The 17880-nt window shown below is 63.2% G+C and carries 16 protein-coding genes; 5 read left to right on the forward strand and 11 right to left on the reverse strand.

The genetic code is table 11. The features are described from left to right. Positions 1-195: 195 nt before the first annotated feature. From ACXAHG_RS20495 to coxB, 11 genes are all read right to left on the reverse strand, one after another. Positions 196-1614, reverse strand: a complete 1419-nt coding sequence (locus ACXAHG_RS20495) for an FAD-binding oxidoreductase (RefSeq protein WP_475060294.1) — start codon at positions 1612-1614, stop codon at positions 196-198. 41 nt (positions 1615-1655) lie between these two features. Then, positions 1656-2480: an MBL fold metallo-hydrolase gene (locus ACXAHG_RS20500; protein ID WP_475044759.1), complete on the reverse strand. Its 825-nt coding sequence runs from the start codon at positions 2478-2480 to the stop codon at positions 1656-1658. Positions 2481-2738: 258 nt separating this feature from the next. Continuing rightward, positions 2739-3329, reverse strand: coding sequence for a GNAT family N-acetyltransferase (locus tag ACXAHG_RS20505; RefSeq protein ID WP_475044761.1), 591 nt, complete (start codon positions 3327-3329; stop codon positions 2739-2741). After that, a complete protein-coding gene (locus tag ACXAHG_RS20510; RefSeq protein ID WP_475060296.1) occupies positions 3329-4591 on the reverse strand; it encodes a M16 family metallopeptidase in 1263 nt (420 codons plus the stop codon). Before ACXAHG_RS20510 ends, ACXAHG_RS20505 begins: the two co-directional genes overlap by 1 nt. Beyond that, complete coding sequence (gene thrC, locus ACXAHG_RS20515; protein WP_475060298.1) at positions 4588-5976, reverse strand: threonine synthase; 1389 nt, start codon at positions 5974-5976, stop codon at positions 4588-4590. Before thrC ends, ACXAHG_RS20510 begins: the two co-directional genes overlap by 4 nt. 20 nt (positions 5977-5996) lie before the next feature. Beyond that, positions 5997-6659, reverse strand: coding sequence for an SURF1 family protein (locus ACXAHG_RS20520; protein WP_475060300.1), 663 nt, complete (start codon positions 6657-6659; stop codon positions 5997-5999). A 115-nt stretch (positions 6660-6774) separates the two neighbouring features. Next, positions 6775-7584: a cytochrome c oxidase subunit 3 gene (locus tag ACXAHG_RS20525; RefSeq protein WP_475044767.1), complete on the reverse strand. Its 810-nt coding sequence runs from the start codon at positions 7582-7584 to the stop codon at positions 6775-6777. Between the two features lie 23 nt (positions 7585-7607). After that, complete coding sequence (locus ACXAHG_RS20530) at positions 7608-8195, reverse strand: cytochrome c oxidase assembly protein (protein ID WP_475044768.1); 588 nt, start codon at positions 8193-8195, stop codon at positions 7608-7610. Next, a complete protein-coding gene (locus ACXAHG_RS20535) occupies positions 8195-8359 on the reverse strand; it encodes a cytochrome C oxidase assembly protein (RefSeq protein ID WP_475044770.1) in 165 nt (54 codons plus the stop codon). Before ACXAHG_RS20535 ends, ACXAHG_RS20530 begins: the two co-directional genes overlap by 1 nt. A 1-nt stretch (position 8360) precedes the next feature. Beyond that, on the reverse strand, positions 8361-9302 hold the full coding sequence (gene cyoE / locus ACXAHG_RS20540) for a heme o synthase (RefSeq protein WP_475044772.1): 942 nt from the start codon (positions 9300-9302) through the stop codon (positions 8361-8363). 97 nt (positions 9303-9399) lie between these two features. Beyond that, a complete protein-coding gene (coxB, locus tag ACXAHG_RS20545) occupies positions 9400-10245 on the reverse strand; it encodes a cytochrome c oxidase subunit II (protein WP_475044774.1) in 846 nt (281 codons plus the stop codon). A 194-nt stretch (positions 10246-10439) separates the two neighbouring features. Here coxB and tldD point away from each other — a divergent pair, with 194 nt between their 5' ends. The 5 genes from tldD (at position 10440) to ACXAHG_RS20570 (ending at position 17868) form a co-directional block, all read left to right on the forward strand. Then, positions 10440-11861, forward strand: coding sequence for a metalloprotease TldD (gene tldD / locus ACXAHG_RS20550; protein ID WP_475060302.1), 1422 nt, complete (start codon positions 10440-10442; stop codon positions 11859-11861). 238 nt (positions 11862-12099) lie between these two features. Continuing rightward, the gene (gene dprA / locus ACXAHG_RS20555) at positions 12100-13278 is read left to right on the forward strand and encodes a DNA-processing protein DprA (protein WP_475060305.1); all 1179 of its coding nucleotides are present in this window, start codon (positions 12100-12102) and stop codon (positions 13276-13278) included. A gap of 157 nt (positions 13279-13435) precedes the next feature. Next, positions 13436-16084 (forward strand): type I DNA topoisomerase, encoded by a 2649-nt coding sequence (topA, locus tag ACXAHG_RS20560; RefSeq protein ID WP_475060307.1) that lies wholly within the window; start codon positions 13436-13438, stop codon positions 16082-16084. Positions 16085-16513: 429 nt separating this feature from the next. Further along, the gene (locus tag ACXAHG_RS20565) at positions 16514-17239 is read left to right on the forward strand and encodes a CoA transferase subunit A (protein WP_475060309.1); all 726 of its coding nucleotides are present in this window, start codon (positions 16514-16516) and stop codon (positions 17237-17239) included. Then, a complete protein-coding gene (locus tag ACXAHG_RS20570; protein ID WP_475060310.1) occupies positions 17239-17868 on the forward strand; it encodes a 3-oxoacid CoA-transferase subunit B in 630 nt (209 codons plus the stop codon). The genes ACXAHG_RS20565 and ACXAHG_RS20570 overlap by 1 nt, the downstream gene beginning before the upstream one ends. Positions 17869-17880: the final 12 nt, after the last annotated feature.

Raw genomic sequence — 17880 nt, forward strand, 5'->3', positions numbered from 1 at the left:
GTTCAGCATTGGGTTCGTTAGCAGTGGTGGGGACTGTAGGGGGGGAGGTGTTTTTGGGGGGGGGGGGTTCTTTGGGGGCTTTGTGGGGGGGGGGGTTCTCGTGGCGCGGATGTGCGGCGCCGGGCCCAAAGCCGCCAGGCGGTCCGGCACAGCCGGGCAGCCGCGGGTGCGGGAGAGCACCGCTCATGACACGCTTCACTCCGCGCGCAGCACCGCGCCCGGGTTCATGATGCCATTGGGGTCCAGCGCCTGTTTGATGGCCCGCATCGCGGCCAGCTTGGCCGGATCGCCATAGCGCTCCAGATCGCCTGTCTTCATCCGCCCTACCCCGTGCTCGGCACTGAAGGAGCCGCCGAAGGCGTGGACCAGATCATGCACCGCTTCTTTCACCGCACCGCGCAAGTCGTCGTACTCCTCCCGCTTGCGGCCCTTGGCCGGAAACACATTGTAGTGCAGATTACCGTCGCCCAGGTGGCCAAAGCAATTGATGCGGAAATCGCCAAGCCCGGCCACCACCGCTCTGCCCTGTTCGATGAAGGCCGGGATGTCCGATATGGGTACCGAAATGTCATGGCTGGACACCGATCCGATGGCCTTGTTGGCCAACGGGATATGCTCGCGCACGGCCCACATCATCTGCCGCTGGCTGTCCGACTGGGCAATCACCCCGTCGCTGGCAAGCCCTGCCGCCTCAGCGGCTTCAAACAGCGCAGCAAGGGTGTCTTCCGCCTCCAGCCCCCGCGGCAGGCCCAGCTCGATCAGCACGCACCACTCCGGCGCCTTACCAAAGGGCTGGCGGACCTGCGGCAATGTTTCCGCCAGGAATTCCAGCCCCTGCCGGTGGATCAGTTCAAAGGCGCTGACACCCTCGCCCGCGTGATCCCGGGCCAGGGCCAGCAGATCAATGGCGGCCTGCGGGTCCGCCACGGTAAAGACCGCGGTGCCCTGCGACGCCGGGACCGGCGACAATTTCAGCGCCGCAGCGGTGATCACCCCCAATGTGCCCTCGGCCCCGATCAAGAGATTGCGAAGGTCATAGCCGGTGTTGTCTTTCCTCAGCCGCGACAGCCCGTGCCAGACCTCGCCCGTGGGCAGCACCGCCTCCAGCCCCAGGCAGAGGTCGCGGGCATTGCCGTAGCGCAGCACGTTGACGCCGCCGGCATTGGTCGAAAGATTGCCGCCGATCCGGGCCGAGCCTTCTGCCGCCAGCGACAGCGGGAACAGGCGCCCGGCTTCCTGCGCTGCCGCCTGCACATCGGCCAGAATGGCGCCCGCTTCTGCGATCAGCACGTTCTCCCGGGCATGAACCGCCCGGATCGCTGCCATCCGCTCCAGCGAGATCACCAGCGGCGCCACCCCGTCCGGCTTCACCTGGCCACCCACCAGCCCGGTGCCGCCGCCATAAGGCACCACAGCCACCCGCGCGGCATTGGCTTCGCGGACCAGAATGGACACTTCCTCCACGTTGCGCGGCAGCGCCAGCAGCCCCGCCTGCCCCCGGTACCGGCCGCGCGGCTCTTCCAGATACCGCGGTTCAGCAGGCCGAAGCACGCCCTTAGGCAGCAGGGTTGCAAGGCGGGCGGCAAAGGCGGGATCGGCAGGGTTCAGCGTCATGCCCTATCCATGCCGCAAGGCCCCGTGGCTGGCAAGGCGGCTCACTCCGCGTCCAGCAGGTACTTGGGCCGCAGCACATGGATGGTCGGGCGGCTGGGCAGGCTGCGCAGGGACACCGACAGCGCGCTGTTGCCTTCATCCACCACATCAAATTCCGGGCCGATCCGGGACAGGAAACTCTGCAACGAGTAGTCGCTGAACCAGTGCATCGGGATGATCACAGAAGAGCGCAGCCGCCCCAGCACCTCCAGCATCTGATCCAGCGGCAGGGTGATGCCGCCGTCCACCGCCGCCATCACCACATCAAGCCGCCCCAGCGCCGCAAATTGCTCCGGTGTCGGCACATGGTGCAGGTGCCCCAGATGGCCGATGCACAGGCCCGCGGCCTCGAAGACAAAAATAGAATTCCCGCGTTCCTCCACCCCGCCGAACATGTTGCGGATGTCTGTGGGCACATTGCGGATCAGCATCTCGCCAAGGTCCAGATGGTGGTCGATACCTTGGCCAGACGGCCCCCAGCCCTCCAGCACATGCGGGATCGCCGGGTCGGGATGGGCGGTCCAATGGGTCTCATGGGCGTGGTTCATGGTGACCACATCCGGGATCAGCGGCGCAGCGCCGGTGAAGCCGGTGAAATCAGTGACCACATTCAGCCCGCCTGCGGTGCGCAGCAGGAAAGAGGCATGGGCGATATAGCGGATCTGCACGCTGTCCTCGGCAACCGGGTCCCGCCAGCTGGCCTGCTGCAGGTACTCCAGACCGGGCGCGGACCGGGCCAGCGCAATGCAATGGCTCTGCCGCCGCTCCTGCGCCTGAAGGGCAGCGGAACACAGCAGGAAGCAAAGAAGAGAGGCAAACGCGCGCATGAGGCAGGTTCTAGGGCGCAAACGCGCGTTGTCAGCCCTGATCACAGAAAATTCCGGCTGCAAATGCTCCCGCCTGCTCCGTCAGAATTGGTAATTCTGCGTCGCAGTTGGGCGCGGCGCCCTGCTGGCGCAGAGCGCGGCACCGCCTGCCACGGACGCTGCGCCGCACCGCAGCGGAGGTGCCCGGCCCAACGGGAGCGGCGCATCGCCTGATGCGCCTGCGACGGGCGGGAGAGCCTCCTTTGAAGAGCGTCCGGCCTAGGCCTGCCCCGCCAGCGTCTTGCCGCGGCGGTCGTGGCGCAGAGAGGCATAGAGCACATGGGTGCGCCAGCGGCCGTTGATCTGCAGGTAGGACTGGGCCACGCCCTCGTATTTGAAGCCGGATTTCTCCAACAGCCCGCGCGAGGCCTGGTTTTCCGGCAGGCAGGCGGCCTCGATCCGGCTCAGGTCCAGCTTGCTGAACGCATGGTGCACCACTGCGCCGATCGCCTCGCGCATGTAACCCTGGCGGGCAAAGGGCAGTCCGGTCCAATATCCCAGCGTGCCCGCCTGCGCCGGGCCGCGGCGGATGTTGTCCAGGGTAATGGCGCCGACCAGCATGTTGTCCGACCGGCGGACCAGAAACAGCGGCAGCGCGGTGCCGCCGGATACCGACCGCCGCGCCCAGTAGACCCGGTTGGTAAAGCTCTTGCGGCTGAGGTGATCCGCCGCCCAGCTGGGTTCCCACGGGGTCAGGTAGGGCTGGCTCTGCAGCCTGAGCGCCGCCCAGCCGTGAAAATCCGCATGCACCGGCGGCCTGAGGGTCAGGCGCTCAGTTTCAATACGAACCTTGCGGCGGTTGAGCAGCATCAGGCGGCGCGCCTCTCCTGCAGCCTCTCCAGCGCCGGCGCACCATCGACCGGGCCATAGAGCGCCAGCGCCGCCGGGGCAGTAACCGCCATGGTCTCCGCCAGTTCGCGCACATCCTTGGTGGTCACAGCGTTGATCCGGTCCACCGTGCGCTCCAGTGACGGCACCTTGCCCCAGATCTGCACCAGCCGTGCCAGCCGTTCGGCCCGGTTCGACGGGCTTTCCAGCCCCATCAGCATCCCCGCCTTCATCTGGGCGCGGGCGCGCTCGACCTCGGCGTCGCTCATGTCATCCGCCGCGCGCTTCATCTCGTCGATGGTGATGCCCGCCAGCTCTGCCAGCTGTTCACCGGAGGTGCCCGCATAGACAGTCATTGAGCCGGTATCGGCATAAGACCCCGCCTGCGAGAAGATCGTGTAGCAGAGGCCGCGCTTTTCGCGCACCTCCTGGAACAGCCGCGAGGACATGCCGCCGCCAAGTGCACTGGCATAGATTTGCGCGGTATACATCGACTGGTCGCGGTAGCTGGGCGCCTCAAAGGCCAGCGCGAAATGCGCCTGCTCCAGATCCTTCACCTGCCGCGCCTCGCCGCCGGTGAACCGCGCGCCTTCGGCGGTGAACTCCGGCTTGGCCTCCATATGGCCGAACATCTGCTCTGCCAGTTTGACCAGCGCGTCGTGATCGACGCCCCCGGCTGCAGCCAGGATCATCTGGCCGGGGCCGTAATGTTCACCGACAAAGCCCTGCAGATCCTCGCGGCTGAAACTGCGCACACGTTCCGCAGGCCCCAGGATAGTCCGCCCCAGCGGCTGCCCGCGGTAGCTTTCCTCCTGCAGCCAGTCAAAGATCACGTCATCCGGCGTGTCCAGCGACTGGCCGATTTCCTGCAGGATCACCCCGCGTTCAACCTCGATCTCGCGGGGGTCGAACACCGGATTGAGTAGAATGTCCCCGATCACGTCCACTGCCAGCGGCACGTCGTCCTTCAGCACTCGGGCATAATACGCCGTCACCTCGCGCGAGGTGTAGGCGTTTATGTAGCCGCCCACATCCTCGATCTCCTCGGCGATTTGCAGGGCCGAGCGCCGCTTGGTGCCCTTAAAGGCCATGTGCTCCAGGAAATGGGCGATGCCGTTCTGCTCAATCCGCTCGTGGCGGCCGCCGGCGCTCACCCAGATCCCGACCGCCGCGGATTCCAGCCCCGGCATATGCTCGGAGACGATGCGGAACCCGTTGGCGAGTGTGTGCTGCTGAACTGTCAATTCGCGATGTTCTTTCTGATGTGATCCTCAAGGGCAGCCAGATCATTGGCGATCCGGGTGACCCGTTCCGGCCTCTCATACAGGTCGGACATGCGCGGCGGCAAGGGCGGATGAATGCCGCTGGCGTCTTCCACCGCCGCCGGGAATTTCGCCGGGTGCGCGGTTGCCAGCGTGATCATCGGAACCTCCGCCTTGCGATGCTCATTTGCTACTTTCACCGCTACCGCGCCATGCGGGCAGATCAGCTCACCCGATGATGCCAGCTCAGACTTGATGGTGGCGAGCGTTTCCTCTTCGGAGGTGCGGCCGGATTCGTAATTCTCGGCCAGCGCCTGCATCGCGCCTTGGGAGACGTCAAAGCCGCCATTCTTCAGCTCATCCATCAGCTGGGCAATGGCCTTGGCATCTTTGCCATAGGCATAGAACAGCGCGCGCTCAAAGTTCGACGACACCTGAATATCCATCGACGGCGAGATCGAGGGCTGGGTGTCGCCCTTGTAATACCCCTGCCCCGACAGGCAGCGGTGCAGGATGTCGTTCTGGTTGGTGGCCACCACCAGCTGGTCGATCGGCAGGCCCATCTGCTTGGCGATGAAGCCTGCAAAGATGTCGCCGAAGTTGCCTGTCGGCACGGTGAAGCTCACCTTGCGCTGCGGCGCGCCGAGGCTAACGGCGGAGGAGAAGTAATAGACCACCTGCGCCAGCACACGGGCGATGTTGATCGAGTTCACGCCCGCCAGCTTCACGCCATCGCGGAAGTCGAAGTCGTTGAACATGTCCTTGACGCGCGCCTGGCAGTCGTCAAAGTCGCCATCGACGGCCAGGGCGTGGACATTGGCGTCCTGCGGCGTTGTCATCTGGCGGCGCTGCACCTCAGACACGCGGCCATGCGGGTAGAGGATGAAGACGTCGACGTTGTTCAGGCCACGGAAGGCTTCCATCGCCGCCGATCCAGTGTCGCCGGAGGTGGCGCCTGCAATGGTCACCCGGTCGCCGCGGCGTTCCAAAGCGGCCTGGAACAGCTGGCCGATCAGCTGCATCGCAAAATCCTTGAACGCCAGCGTCGGGCCGTGGAACAGCTCCAGCAGGAAATGGTTGGGCGCCAGCTGCTTCAGCGGCGCGCGGGCGGCGTGTTCAAAGCCCTCGTAGGCGCGGGCGATGATGCCGCGGAACTCGTCATCGGTAAAGCAGTCGCCGAGGAAGGGGCGCATGACGCGGAAGGCGGTTTCCTCATAAGACAGCCCCGCCAGCGCCGCGATGTCGTCATGGGACATCTGCGGGATTTCGGCCGGCACATAGAGGCCGCCGTCACGGGCCAGGCCGGTCAGCATTGCGTCTTCAAAGGTCAGCTCGGGCGCTTGGCCCCGGGTCGAGATATATTTCATCGCCTTCAGCTCTTTTCGGTTCAGGGGCGGCTGCGCCGCAGGAAGTAGAGGGTCAACGCCGCCCAGATAAAGGCTAGCGAAAACCAGGTGATCGCGTATTGCAAGTGGTTGTTCGGGATGCCCGCAGTTGTCACGGCATGCGGAGTGACCGCGGCCTCAGGCGTTGTGCTGCGGGCGACAATCAAAACGGGTTCGGTGTTCAGGTACTCTGCCATATAGGCCACGTCCCGGGCATAGAGGATATTGGTGTCCACTTCCGGCGCGGGCGTCGTCCAGTCTCCCTCATCCGGCCAGAGAAGATTGCCTGTTACCGAAGCCGCTCCGTAGGTGAGCGGAGTGTTCTTTTCAGCGGCTGGAATGAAACCGCGGTCTACGAGGACACGCCGGCCATCGGTGGTCACGAAAGGGGCAATGACCCGGTATCCCGTCTCAGCGTCTTTGGTGACCCAGAACACGTGCAGTTCGTTTTCCTCAATCTCACCTTCAGCGGTGACGGCCAGGTAACGGTCGCGTTCTTTGACCGGGTTTTGGGGCAAACCTGCAGGAACAGCTTTGATGTTGGCCTCAATCGTTTGCAGCAGGTCTTGCTTCCAGGCCTTGCGTTGCAGCTGCCAGGTGCCGAGGCCGATCAAAATGGCCAGGCCAGCGCCTCCGATGATCAACAGGAAGATGACACGCCGCATCGACGCTGCTCCGCTTCAAAGTTCAGGGCGCGCAAGGTGTCCCTTGCGCGCCCCGTGTGTGGCTTTATGCCTGCGGATAATCAACCGCAAACGTGTAACCAATACAAACTGCCGGTTACAGACCGGAAGTGCCCCAGATGTACACGGCCACGAACAGGAACAGCCAGACGACGTCCACAAAGTGCCAGTACCATGCGGCGGCCTCAAAACCGACGTGCTGCTCGGGGGTGAAGTCGCCCTTCATCGCGCGGATCAGGCAGACGGTCAGGAAGATGGTGCCGATCACAACGTGGAAGCCGTGGAAACCGGTGGCCATGAAGAAGTTCGAGTAGAACTCGTCTTCGCCGAACTTCCAGCCTTCGTGCAGCAGGTGGGCGTATTCATAGCCCTGCAGGAAGGTGAAGGCGACGCCGAAGGCGATACCGATGGCCAGGCCCTGGATCAGCGCCTTGCGGTCGTTGTTGTGAACCAGAGCGTGGTGCGCCCAGGTCACGGCACAGCCGGACAGCAGCAGGATCAGAGTGTTGATCAGCGGCAGGTGGAACGGGTCCACGGCGTAGATTTCAGGCGCCACATATTCGGTGCCGACATAGGTCTCCATCGGGTACATGGCGTGTTTGAAGAACGACCAGAACCAGGCGAAAAAGAACATCACCTCGGACATCACAAACAGGATGAAGCCATAACGCAGGCCGATGCGGACAACCGGGGTATGGTCGCCGACCTTGCTTTCAGCAACAACTTCGGACCACCAGGCAAAGGCGGTGTAAAGAACCGCCACAAAGCCGATCCAGAACGGCCAGGCCGTCATGTCTTTCATCCAAAGAACGGCACCAACCAGCATGACAAAGGTGCCGACTGAAGCAGCCAGCGGCCAGATCGACGGCGGCAGAATGTGAAAATCGTGATTTTTAGCGTGCGCCATTTAAGTGTCCCTCACCTAGCGGCCTAGTTCGTGGTTGTGCCTGCCCCGGTGTTATCCCCGGTGTCGAGAGCGGCATAGCCCTCGGGCAGATCGATTTCATGGAACGTGTACGAAAGCGTGATCGTATGCACGTATTTTGCGTCCCGGTCGTCAATGATTTCCGGGTCGACATAGAAGGTCACGGGCATCTGCACCCGTTCCCCAGGCTGAAGCACCTGCTCGGTAAAGCAGAAGCAGTCGATTTTTTCGAAGAAGTAACCGGCCTGATAGGGCGCCACATTGTAAGACGCCTGGCCCGCGACGGGGCGGTCGGTCGGGTTGTAAGCCTCATAGAAAGCCAGCCCGGTTTCGCCCAGCTTGACCTCCATCTCGCGCACCACCGGCTTGAACTCCCACGGCATGCCGCGCTGTTTGGAGCCGTCGAAACGCACCTTGATGGTTTGGTCCAGAACGGTATCAGAGCCGCCGTTGGCAACTTGGGTGACGCCGCCAAAGCCGGTCACCCGGCAAAACCAGTCGTAAAACGGAACAGAAGCCCATGACAGGCCGCCCATCAGGACAACCACGCCCACCAGTTGGACCACGGTTTTCCGGGGACCCTGCAGTGCCATCAGTTCTGTTCCTCCTGTGCGCCGGGGAATTTGAAGCTGGCTGACGTCACCTTGACCATGGTCAGCGCCATGATCAGCACCACGAAGGCCGCGAGCAGGATGCCGACACCCAGGTTCAGGCCGGAGCGGCGTTTGTGGATTTCATGATCCTTGCGCAAAGCCATATTACCAGCCTCCCAGGCCATAGGGCTTTAGCAGGGCTTCAGCCAGGATCGCGCCGAAGTGCAGGAACAGGTAGAGCAGCGACAGTTTGAAGAAGCTGCGCTCCACCTTGAAATTGTCGGCCTCGGAATCGTCTTCATTGCGGCGGGTGATCTTCCAGGCGCCGTGCAGGAACAGCGCGTTCATCACCAATGCCGCGGCCAGGTAAATCGGTCCGCCAATGCCGGAGAACGCGGTGCCAACAGCCAGCACGGCCAGCAGCACGGTATAGGCCAGAATGTGGATCCGGGTAGAGCGGCGGCCGTGGGTCACGGTCAGCATCGGCACGCCCGCGTCGTCATAATCGGAGCGCATGAACAGCGCCAGCGCCCAGAAATGCGGCGGCGTCCACATGAAGGTGAGCAGGAACATCAGCCAGGGTTCCACCGACATGGTGCCGGTGGCCGCAATCCAGCCGATTACCGGCGGGAAGGCGCCCGCGGCGCCGCCAATGACGATGTTCTGCGGCGTCGCCCGCTTCAGCCACATGGTGTAGATCACCACGTAGAAGAAGATGGTGAAAGCCAGGAAAGCGCCCGCAAAAACATTGGCGGCCAGTGCCAGCATGATCACCGACAGGCCCGACAGTGCCAGGCCCAGAGCCAGCGCCTCGCCCGGCTCAACCTTGCCGGCCGGAATCGGGCGGCCCTTGGTGCGTTTCATCACCTTGTCGATATCGGCATCCCACCACATGTTCAGCGCACCGGATGCGCCGCCGCCGATGGCGATGAACAGGATGGCGCAGAAGCCGACAACGGGATGCACGCCAACCGGCGCCGCCAGCAGGCCAACCAGTGCTGTGAACACCACCAGGGACATCACGCGCGGTTTCAGCAGGGCGAAATAATCGCCAAAGCTGGCCTCGTCCTCATATGCCCGGCTTGCGTTGATGCTTGCGTCGCTCATCTTGGGTCCTTTGGCGGCAACAGGTGCGCATTCCTGCGCACCCCGGTCTTCTTTCTGATCTATATGGTGCTCCTTTGGAGCCCCATATAGACAGCTATCAGTTGGAGGCGACCTGATAGGTCTGCGGGACGCCCGCGAATTCGTCGATCGCACCTTTCAGCCAGGCATCATATTCTTCCTGGGTCACGACCTTGACGGTGATCGGCATATAGGCGTGGTCCTTGCCGCACAGCTCAGAGCACTGGCCGAAGTAGATGCCTTCCTTGCCCTCGTCGACGTTAAACCACAGCTGTGCCAGACGGCCGGGAACGCCGTCCTGCTTCACGCCAAAGGCGGGGATGGTCCAGGAATGGATCACGTCCGCTGCGGTCACGTTCATCACGATGGTCTTGCCCGAGGGCACAACAACCGCGGTGTCGGTGGCCAGCAGGTACTCATCTTCGGCATAGCCGTTTGCCGCCAGCTGGTCCTTGGGCAGCAGGAAGCTTTCGAAGCCGAACTCATGGTCGGTGTACTCGTAACCCCAATACCATTGGTACCCGGTCACTTTGATGTTGATGTCGCCCTCGGGAATTTCCTGCTGGGCAAACAATTGCGGCAGCGAGAAGGAGCCGATGAACACCAGCACCAGGATCGGGATCACGGTCCAGGCGATTTCGATCGGGGTGTTGTGTGTGAACTTTGCCGGGGTCGGGTTGGCGCGCTTGTTGAAACGCAGGATCGCCCAAAGCAGCAGACCGGCCACAAAAACGCAAATCACAGTAATGATCACCAGGATCATCCAATCCAGCCGGTGGATCCCGTCCATCAGCGACGTTGCCGCCGGCTGGAAGTTCAGGCCGCCGTCGACCGGCTTACCAATGGTTTTCAGGCCTTCTTGCGCTGTGGCTGGAAGGCTCGAAAGGCCGGCGAAAAGGCCCGAAAGCATCAAAGCGTTTTTCATGTTCTGTCCTGATCGGTTGATCGCATTGTTCCTGCGGCAGCACGAAATACGGGAATCAATGATTCCACAAAACGCACCTGCCCCGTTGTCTTTGACGCTGCTTAAAATCATATTCGGGCGTACAGATAAAGAGGCAGCCAAGCGTCAAACCGTCGCTTTCTTGATTTAGATCAAAAAAATCTGAGGACCGTGCCATGGAAAACCCAGCCTTCCGTCCCTTTGAAACCGCGCTTCCGGAGGATGAGGCGCTGGCCACCCTGCGCGATGCGCTGAACGGTGCGGAGGATGGAGAGATCTTTGCCGAGCGCCGCAAATCGGAGGCGCTGTCCTTTGATGACGGCCGCCTGCGCAGTGCCAGCTACGATGCCTCTGAAGGCTTCGGCTTGCGGGCTGTGAACGGCGATGTGGCCGGTTACGCGCATTCTACTGATGTCTCTATTGGGTCGCTGAAACGAGCCGCGGAAACCGCAAAGCTGGCGGTTGGCGGCGGCGGCGGCACCTATGCAGACGCGCCCCAGGCCACCAACAAAAAGCTATACACCGACGCCGACCCGATCAGCGCCATGCCGTTCCCGGTCAAGGTGGAGACGCTGCGCGAAATTGATGCCTATGCACGTGATCTGGATCAACGCGTGGTGCAGGTCTCTGCGTCACTGGCGGCCTCGCTGCAGGAGGTGGAGATCCTGCGCGCTGATGGCGTGCGGGTCAGCGACATTCGCCCGATGGCGCGGCTGAACGTGTCCGTCATCGTCGAAAAGGACGGCCGCCGCGAGAGCGGCTCGGCTGGCGGCGGCGGGCGGCTGGGCCTTGATGGCCTTATCGATCCCGCACACTGGCAAGCCCAGGTGCAGGAGGCGCTGCGCATCGCTCTGGTTAACCTTGATGCGGTTCCAGCCCCGGCTGGCGAAATGGACGTAGTGCTTGGCCCCGGCTGGCCCGGCATCCTGCTGCACGAGGCAATCGGCCACGGGCTGGAGGGCGATTTCAACCGCAAGGGATCTTCCGCCTTTGCGGGCCTGATGGGCCAGCAGATCGCCGCCAAGGGCGTCACTGTGCTGGATGACGGCACCATCCCGGACCGGCGCGGCTCGATCACTGTCGACGACGAGGGCACGCCGAGCCAGAAGACGACGCTGATCGAGGACGGCGTGCTGGTCGGATTTATGCAGGACCGTCAGAACGCCCGGCTGATGGGGGTCTCTCCCACCGGCAACGGCCGGCGCCAAAGCTATGCCCATGCGCCGATGCCGAGGATGACCAATACCTACATGCTGGGCGGCGAGGCTGATCCCGGCGAACTTGTCGCGGGCATCAGGGACGGCATCTGGGCGGTGGGCTTTGGCGGCGGCCAGGTGGATATCACCAATGGCAAGTTCGTGTTTTCCTGCACCGAGGCCTACCGGGTGAGGAACGGAAAAGTTGGTGAACCGGTTAAGGGCGCCACTCTGATCGGCGACGGCGCGACCGCGCTTAAGCAGATTCGCGGCCTTGGGAATGACATGGCGCTGGACCCCGGAATGGGCAATTGCGGCAAGGCCGGCCAATGGGTACCGGTCGGTGTTGGCCAGCCCTCTGTGCTGATGGGCGGTCTGACCGTGGGCGGTTCGGCAGCCTGAAGGAAACGCAATTTCGCTGCAAAACCATGATTCTGCCGTAAAAAACGGGCCGGAAGCCAATACTTCCGGCTCGTTTTGCTGCCCCGTGAGGCCTCAGCTTCCCGCGAGGCCAGCAATTTTCCAATTATTTTCTACACTTATGAAAATTTTCATGGCTTTGACCAAAAACCGCCGCACGTTCACCAACTGTTAACCGCCTTAGGGTTAATCCTAATCCTGCAAACAGGCGGAGCTGCGGATGACTGAAGAAGCACATTCTTCCACTCACCCCCCACTCCCACCCACCACGGAAGATACGCAGTATTCCTGGCTTCGTCTGTTGCGCTCCAAGCGGGTAGGACCGGTGACGTTTCACCGGCTGCTCGCCGAATATGGTTCAGCGCAGAACGCGCTGGATGCGCTGCCCGAAGTGGCACGCTCCGCAGGCATCAAGGGGTATGAAACATGCCCTGCCAAAGCGGTGGACGCCGAAATTAAGGCCGCAAAAGCCGCCAAAGCGCGGCTTTTGTGCTGTTTGGATCCCGAGTATCCCGAACTCCTCGCCGGGCTGAAGGACGCGCCCCCTCTGCTCTGGGCAATTGGCGACCTGTCAATTCTGAAGCGCCCGATGGTTTCCATGGTCGGTGCACGCAATGCCTCGTCCCTCGGGCTGAGGATGGCGCGGTCATTGGCGCAGAACCTGGGAGAAGCCGGTTTCGCAGTGGTCTCCGGCATGGCCCGCGGCATTGATACCGCCGCGCACCAGGCCGCCCTGGACAGCGGCACAATTGCCGTGCTGGCCGGCGGCGCCGATGTGATTTACCCGGCAGAAAACGCCAAGCTGGCGCAGCAAATCAGCGAAACCGGGCTGCGCCTTTCCGAACAGCCAATGGGCCTCCCCCCCCAGGCCCGCGACTTTCCCAAGCGCAACCGGATCATCGCCGGCATGGCCCGCGCCGTAGTGGTGGTGGAGGCGGCTGCGAAATCCGGCAGCCTGATCACTGCCAAGGACGCACTGGATTACGGCCGCGAGGTGCTGGCGGTGCCTGGCCATCCGTTTGACGCCCGCAGTTCCGGTTGCAACCGGCTGATCCGGGACGGCGCCCTGCTGGTCAGGGATGCCGCTGATGTTCTGGCCGCACTGCCGCCGCAAGCCGCGACGGCAGTTCCATTCGCACCGGAAACACTGCAGCAGGCAATGGCAGAGTTGCCGCCGCCGCCGCCCCAGCGTCGCAGCCTTGCCGAAACCCACGCGCTGCATCAGCAGATCCTTGGCAGGCTGGGCCCCTCCCCGACAACACAAACAGAATTGATCCGCGATCTGTCGCTGCCGCCGCAGCAGGTCGTCCCGGCCTTGACCGATCTGGAGCTGGAAGGCGCCATCCGCCGGCAGCCTGGCGGCTTGCTGTCCAAGGCACTCCCCGAGGAGGACGGTTGAACCCGGCAGCGCAGTCCAATCCGCCCCGGCAAAAAGCAGCAAATGCGGCCCCTCCGGTGCCGCGGCCATTATACCCGGATTGACAATCTCCCCTTGCACCCCACATCTTGCCCCGCCATAGAACCCGGCAAAGCGGTCCGAAGAGGTATCAGAATTTATGCCAGTTGTTGTTGTCGAATCCCCGGCCAAAGCAAAAACAATCAATAAGTACCTTGGCCCCGACTATACGGTTCTGGCGTCTTACGGGCATGTGCGCGACCTGCCGCCCAAGGACGGATCGGTCGATACCGACAATGATTTCGGCATGACCTGGGAGGTCGCCAACGATTCCCGCAAACACGTGAAGGCCATCGCCGACGCGCTGAAAGAGGACAATGCGCTGATTCTCGCCACTGACCCCGACCGCGAGGGAGAGGCGATCAGCTGGCACCTGCAGGAGGCACTGACCAAGCGGCGCTCGATCAAGAAGGACACCGCCGTCAGCCGGGTGACCTTCAACGCGATCACCAAGGAAGCGGTGACTGAGGCGATGCAGAACCCGCGCCAAGTCGACATGCCGCTGGTAGAGGCCTATCTGGCCCGGCGCGCGCTGGACTACCTCGTGGGCTTCAACCTGTCGCCGGTCTTGTGGCGCAAGCTTCCCGGTGCGCGTTCAGCCGGCCGGGTGCAATCCGTCTGCCTGCGCCTGATCGTCGAGCGCGAGATGGAGATCGAGGCCTTCAACCCGCAGGAATACTGGTCCGTCCGCGCCCAGCTGGCCACCCCTCGCGGCCAGGAGTTTGAGGCCCGTCTGACTGTCATGGGCGGCGACAAGCTCGACAAATACAGCCTGAAAAACTCCACCTCTGCTGAAATGGCGGTGCAGGCCGTAGCCTCGCGCAAGCTGTCGGTGCTGTCGGTGGAGGCAAAGCCCGCGGCCCGCAACCCCTCTGCCCCCTTCATGACCTCGACCCTGCAGCAGGAAGCCAGCCGCAAGTTCGGCATGGGTGCGCGCCAGACCATGAACGCGGCGCAGCGGCTTTATGAGGCCGGCCTCATCACCTATATGCGGACCGACGGCATCGACATGGCGCCGGAGGCGGTGCAGGAAGCCCGCGCCGAGATCGAAAAACGCTATGGCGCCGAATACGTGCCGTCCTCGCCGCGGATCTACAAGAACAAGGCGAAGAACGCCCAGGAAGCGCACGAGTGTATCCGCCCCACCGACATGAGCCGCGATGCCGCCAGCCTGAAGGTCAGCGACGACGATCAGCGCAAGCTTTATGACCTGATCTGGAAGCGGACCCTGTCCTGCCAGATGGAAGGCGCCCGGCTGGAGCGCACCACCGTCGATATCGGCTCCAGTGACCAGCAGGTCGTGCTGCGCGCCACCGGTCAGGTGGTGCTGTTTGACGGCTTCATGCGCGTTTACGAGGAAGGCCGCGACGACGTGGCGGATGAGGACGACAAGCGCCTGCCGCAGATCATGCAGGGCGAGGCGCTGAAATTCGCGTCCTCGCTGGCAGCGCAGGCCGAGAAGGCTGGCAAGGATGCCTCTGTACTGTCCGAAGACGGTGCTGTGCTGGCGCTGCAGCACCACACCCAGCCGCCGCCCCGCTATACCGAGGCAACGCTGGTCAAGCGGATGGAAGAGCTGGGCATTGGCCGCCCCTCCACCTATGCCTCCGTGATCACCACGATCCAGGACCGGGAATACGTCCGCAAGGAAAAGAACCGCCTGTTCCCCGAGGATAAAGGCCGGATCGTCACCATCTTCCTGCTGAACTTCTTCCGCAAATACGTGGGCTATGAGTTCACCGCCAATCTGGAGGAAGAACTGGATGACGTGAGCGCCGGCGACGGCGACTACAAGGAGCTTCTGGGCAAATTCTGGCGGGATTTCTCTGCCGCCATAGCCGAAACTTCCGAGCTGCGCATCACCGAGGTGCTGGACGTGCTGGACGACGCGCTGGCACCGCAGCTTTATCCGCCGCGTGAAGACGGCTCCGACCCGCGCACCTGCCCGAAATGCGGCGCAGGCCAGCTGCACCTCAAGACCTCGCGCACCGGCGGCTTTGTCGGCTGCGGCAACTATCCTGAGTGCAACTACACCCGGCCGATTTCCGGTGAAGGCGCCGAGGGCTATGAGCGTATTCTGGGTGAGGACGACGGTGACGAGATCCACCTGAAATCCGGCCGTTTTGGACCCTATGTTCAGCGCGGCGAGGCGACGCCCGAGAACAAGAAGCCGCCGCGCTCCTCGCTGCCCAAGCAGGGCAAGGATTTCCTGCCCGGCTGGGGCCCGAATGAGATCACCCTGGAGCAGGCGCTAACCCTCTTGACCCTGCCGCGCGAGATCGGCCAGCACCCGGACGGCGGCGCGATCCAGTCCAACCTGGGCCGCTTCGGGCCCTATATCGCGCACCAGCTGCCGGATGAGGAAAAGCCAGTATACGTAAACCTCAAGGAAACGCTGGACGTCTTTGAGATCGGCATGAACCGGGCGGTGGAGATGCTGGCCGAGAAACGCGCCAATCCGGGCCGCCGCGGCAGCCGGGCCGCCGCCAAACCGCTGAAGGAGCTGGGCGAACACCCCGACAGCGGCGGCGCCATCAATATCATGGACGGGCGGTACGGGCCTTACGTCAAATGGGAGAAGGTGAACGCCACCCTGCCCAAGGACGTGGAGCCCAAGGACGTGACCATGGAGATGGCAGTGCAGCTGATTGCTGAGAAATCGGCCAAGGGCGGCAAGAAGAAAGCGGCAGCGAAGAAGCCCGCCGCCAAGAAGAAGGCTGCACCGAAGAAAGCTGCCGCCAAGGAATGACCGCGGGGGCGGGGATCTCCCGCCGGTTCTGGGCGCATAAAGATGCGCCCTCACCGTTGGGCCCGGCGCCGCTGGCGCGGCGCGGGTCGGGTCGGGTACCCCGCCCTCCGTTTCGCAGCGGGTCAAGGGCGGCGCAGCCGCCGCGCCAGCGGCTTGCCCTTGAGGCGCTGGGAAATAAGGACACACTGGCAAACGCCCTTCAAGGGCAGACCTGCCCTTGAAGGGCTTCTCAGCAAACCCTTTCTTGCGCCGCGAAGCGGCGCCAGGCCCAAGCCTGCTGGCTCCATTGCTGCTGGCAATTGAGCCTGAAAGGCGCGGGAGCCCCACTCTGCCTGCCTTCCGTAGAAATACGCATCCTTCTCCGTATTCATTGACTCCGAACCGGCAGAGGGCCAGAACTCAGCGCAACCGGCATAATGGGAGATCTCCATGAAAAAGGTATATTCCAGCGCCGCTGAAGCGCTCGACGGGCTGCTTCACGACGGCATGTTCATCGCCGCGGGCGGCTTTGGCCTCTGCGGCATCCCCGAGCTGCTTCTGCAGGCGATCAAGGACGCGGGCACCAAGGACCTGACCTTCGCCTCCAACAACGCGGGCGTCGATGATTTCGGCATCGGCATCCTGCTGCAAACGCGGCAGGTGAAGAAGATGATCTCCTCCTACGTGGGGGAAAACGCCGAATTCATGCGCCAGTACCTGAGCGGCGAGCTGGAGCTGGAATTCAACCCGCAAGGCACCCTGGCCGAGCGCATGCGCGCCGGCGGCGCGGGCATCCCGGGCTTCTTCACCAAGACCGGCGTTGGCACCGTGATTGCCGAGGGCAAGATGGAAAAGCAGTTCCCCACCGGTGCGGACGGCGCGATGGAGGACTACATCATGGAGGAAGGCATCTTTGCCGACCTCGCCATCGTCAAGGCCTGGAAGGCGGATGAAACCGGCAACCTGGTGTTCCGCAAGACCGCCCGCAACTTCAACGCGCCGGCCGCGACCTGCGGCAAGGTCTGCGTGGTCGAGGTCGAGGAGATCGTGCCCACCGGCTCGCTCGATCCGGACGCGATCCACCTGCCCGGCATCTACGTGCACCGCATCATCAAGGGCGACCACGAGAAACGCATCGAACAGCGCACCGTCCGTCAGAAGAAGGAGCAAGCATAATGCCTTGGGACCGCAATCAGATGGCGGCACGCGCCGCGCAGGAGCTGCAGGACGGCTGGTATGTGAACCTCGGCATCGGCATCCCGACGCTGGTTTCCAACTACATCCCCGAGGGTGTGGAAGTGACCCTGCAGTCGGAAAACGGCATGCTGGGCATGGGCCCCTTCCCCTATGAGGGCGAAGAGGACGCCGACCTGATCAACGCCGGCAAGCAGACCATCACCGAACTGCCGCAGACCGCCTATTTCGACTCGGCGCAGTCGTTTGCGATGATCCGCGGCGGCAAGATCGCGATGGCGATCCTGGGTGCGATGGAAGTGGCCGAGAACGGCGACCTGGCGAACTGGATGATCCCGGGCAAGCTCGTGAAGGGCATGGGCGGCGCCATGGACCTGGTTGCGGGCGTCGGCCGTGTGGTGGTGGTGATGGACCACACCAACAAGCACGGCGACAGCAAGGTGCTGAAGGAATGCACCCTGCCGCTGACCGGCAAGGGTGTAGTGGACCGGATTATCACCAACCTCGGCGTTTTGGACGTCGTGGACGGCGGCTTGAAGATTGTCGAGCTGGCCGAGGGCGTCAGCGAGGACGAGCTGCGGGCGGCAACCCAGGCCACAATCGCCGGCTGATCCCCGGTAAAA

The sequence above is a fragment of the Leisingera sp. ABD4_442 genome (assembly GCF_056160905.1).

What these genes read in the sequence shown, in the direction of transcription:
- ACXAHG_RS20570 (WP_475060310.1), top strand. Translation starts at nt 17,239, where the DNA reads ATGCCTTGGGACCGCAATCAGATGGCGGCACGCGCCGCGCAGGAGCTG.
- ACXAHG_RS20535 (WP_475044770.1), bottom strand. Translation starts at nt 8,359, where the DNA reads ATGGCTTTGCGCAAGGATCATGAAATCCACAAACGCCGCTCCGGCCTG.
- ACXAHG_RS20505 (WP_475044761.1), bottom strand. Translation starts at nt 3,329, where the DNA reads ATGCTGCTCAACCGCCGCAAGGTTCGTATTGAAACTGAGCGCCTGACC.
- topA (WP_475060307.1), top strand. Translation starts at nt 13,436, where the DNA reads ATGCCAGTTGTTGTTGTCGAATCCCCGGCCAAAGCAAAAACAATCAAT.
- dprA (WP_475060305.1), top strand. Translation starts at nt 12,100, where the DNA reads ATGACTGAAGAAGCACATTCTTCCACTCACCCCCCACTCCCACCCACC.
- ACXAHG_RS20525 (WP_475044767.1), bottom strand. Translation starts at nt 7,584, where the DNA reads ATGGCGCACGCTAAAAATCACGATTTTCACATTCTGCCGCCGTCGATC.
- thrC (WP_475060298.1), bottom strand. Translation starts at nt 5,976, where the DNA reads ATGAAATATATCTCGACCCGGGGCCAAGCGCCCGAGCTGACCTTTGAA.
- ACXAHG_RS20500 (WP_475044759.1), bottom strand. Translation starts at nt 2,480, where the DNA reads ATGCGCGCGTTTGCCTCTCTTCTTTGCTTCCTGCTGTGTTCCGCTGCC.
- ACXAHG_RS20530 (WP_475044768.1), bottom strand. Translation starts at nt 8,195, where the DNA reads ATGGCACTGCAGGGTCCCCGGAAAACCGTGGTCCAACTGGTGGGCGTG.
- cyoE (WP_475044772.1), bottom strand. Translation starts at nt 9,302, where the DNA reads ATGAGCGACGCAAGCATCAACGCAAGCCGGGCATATGAGGACGAGGCC.
- ACXAHG_RS20495 (WP_475060294.1), bottom strand. Translation starts at nt 1,614, where the DNA reads ATGACGCTGAACCCTGCCGATCCCGCCTTTGCCGCCCGCCTTGCAACC.
- coxB (WP_475044774.1), bottom strand. Translation starts at nt 10,245, where the DNA reads ATGAAAAACGCTTTGATGCTTTCGGGCCTTTTCGCCGGCCTTTCGAGC.
- tldD (WP_475060302.1), top strand. Translation starts at nt 10,440, where the DNA reads ATGGAAAACCCAGCCTTCCGTCCCTTTGAAACCGCGCTTCCGGAGGAT.
- ACXAHG_RS20565 (WP_475060309.1), top strand. Translation starts at nt 16,514, where the DNA reads ATGAAAAAGGTATATTCCAGCGCCGCTGAAGCGCTCGACGGGCTGCTT.
- ACXAHG_RS20520 (WP_475060300.1), bottom strand. Translation starts at nt 6,659, where the DNA reads ATGCGGCGTGTCATCTTCCTGTTGATCATCGGAGGCGCTGGCCTGGCC.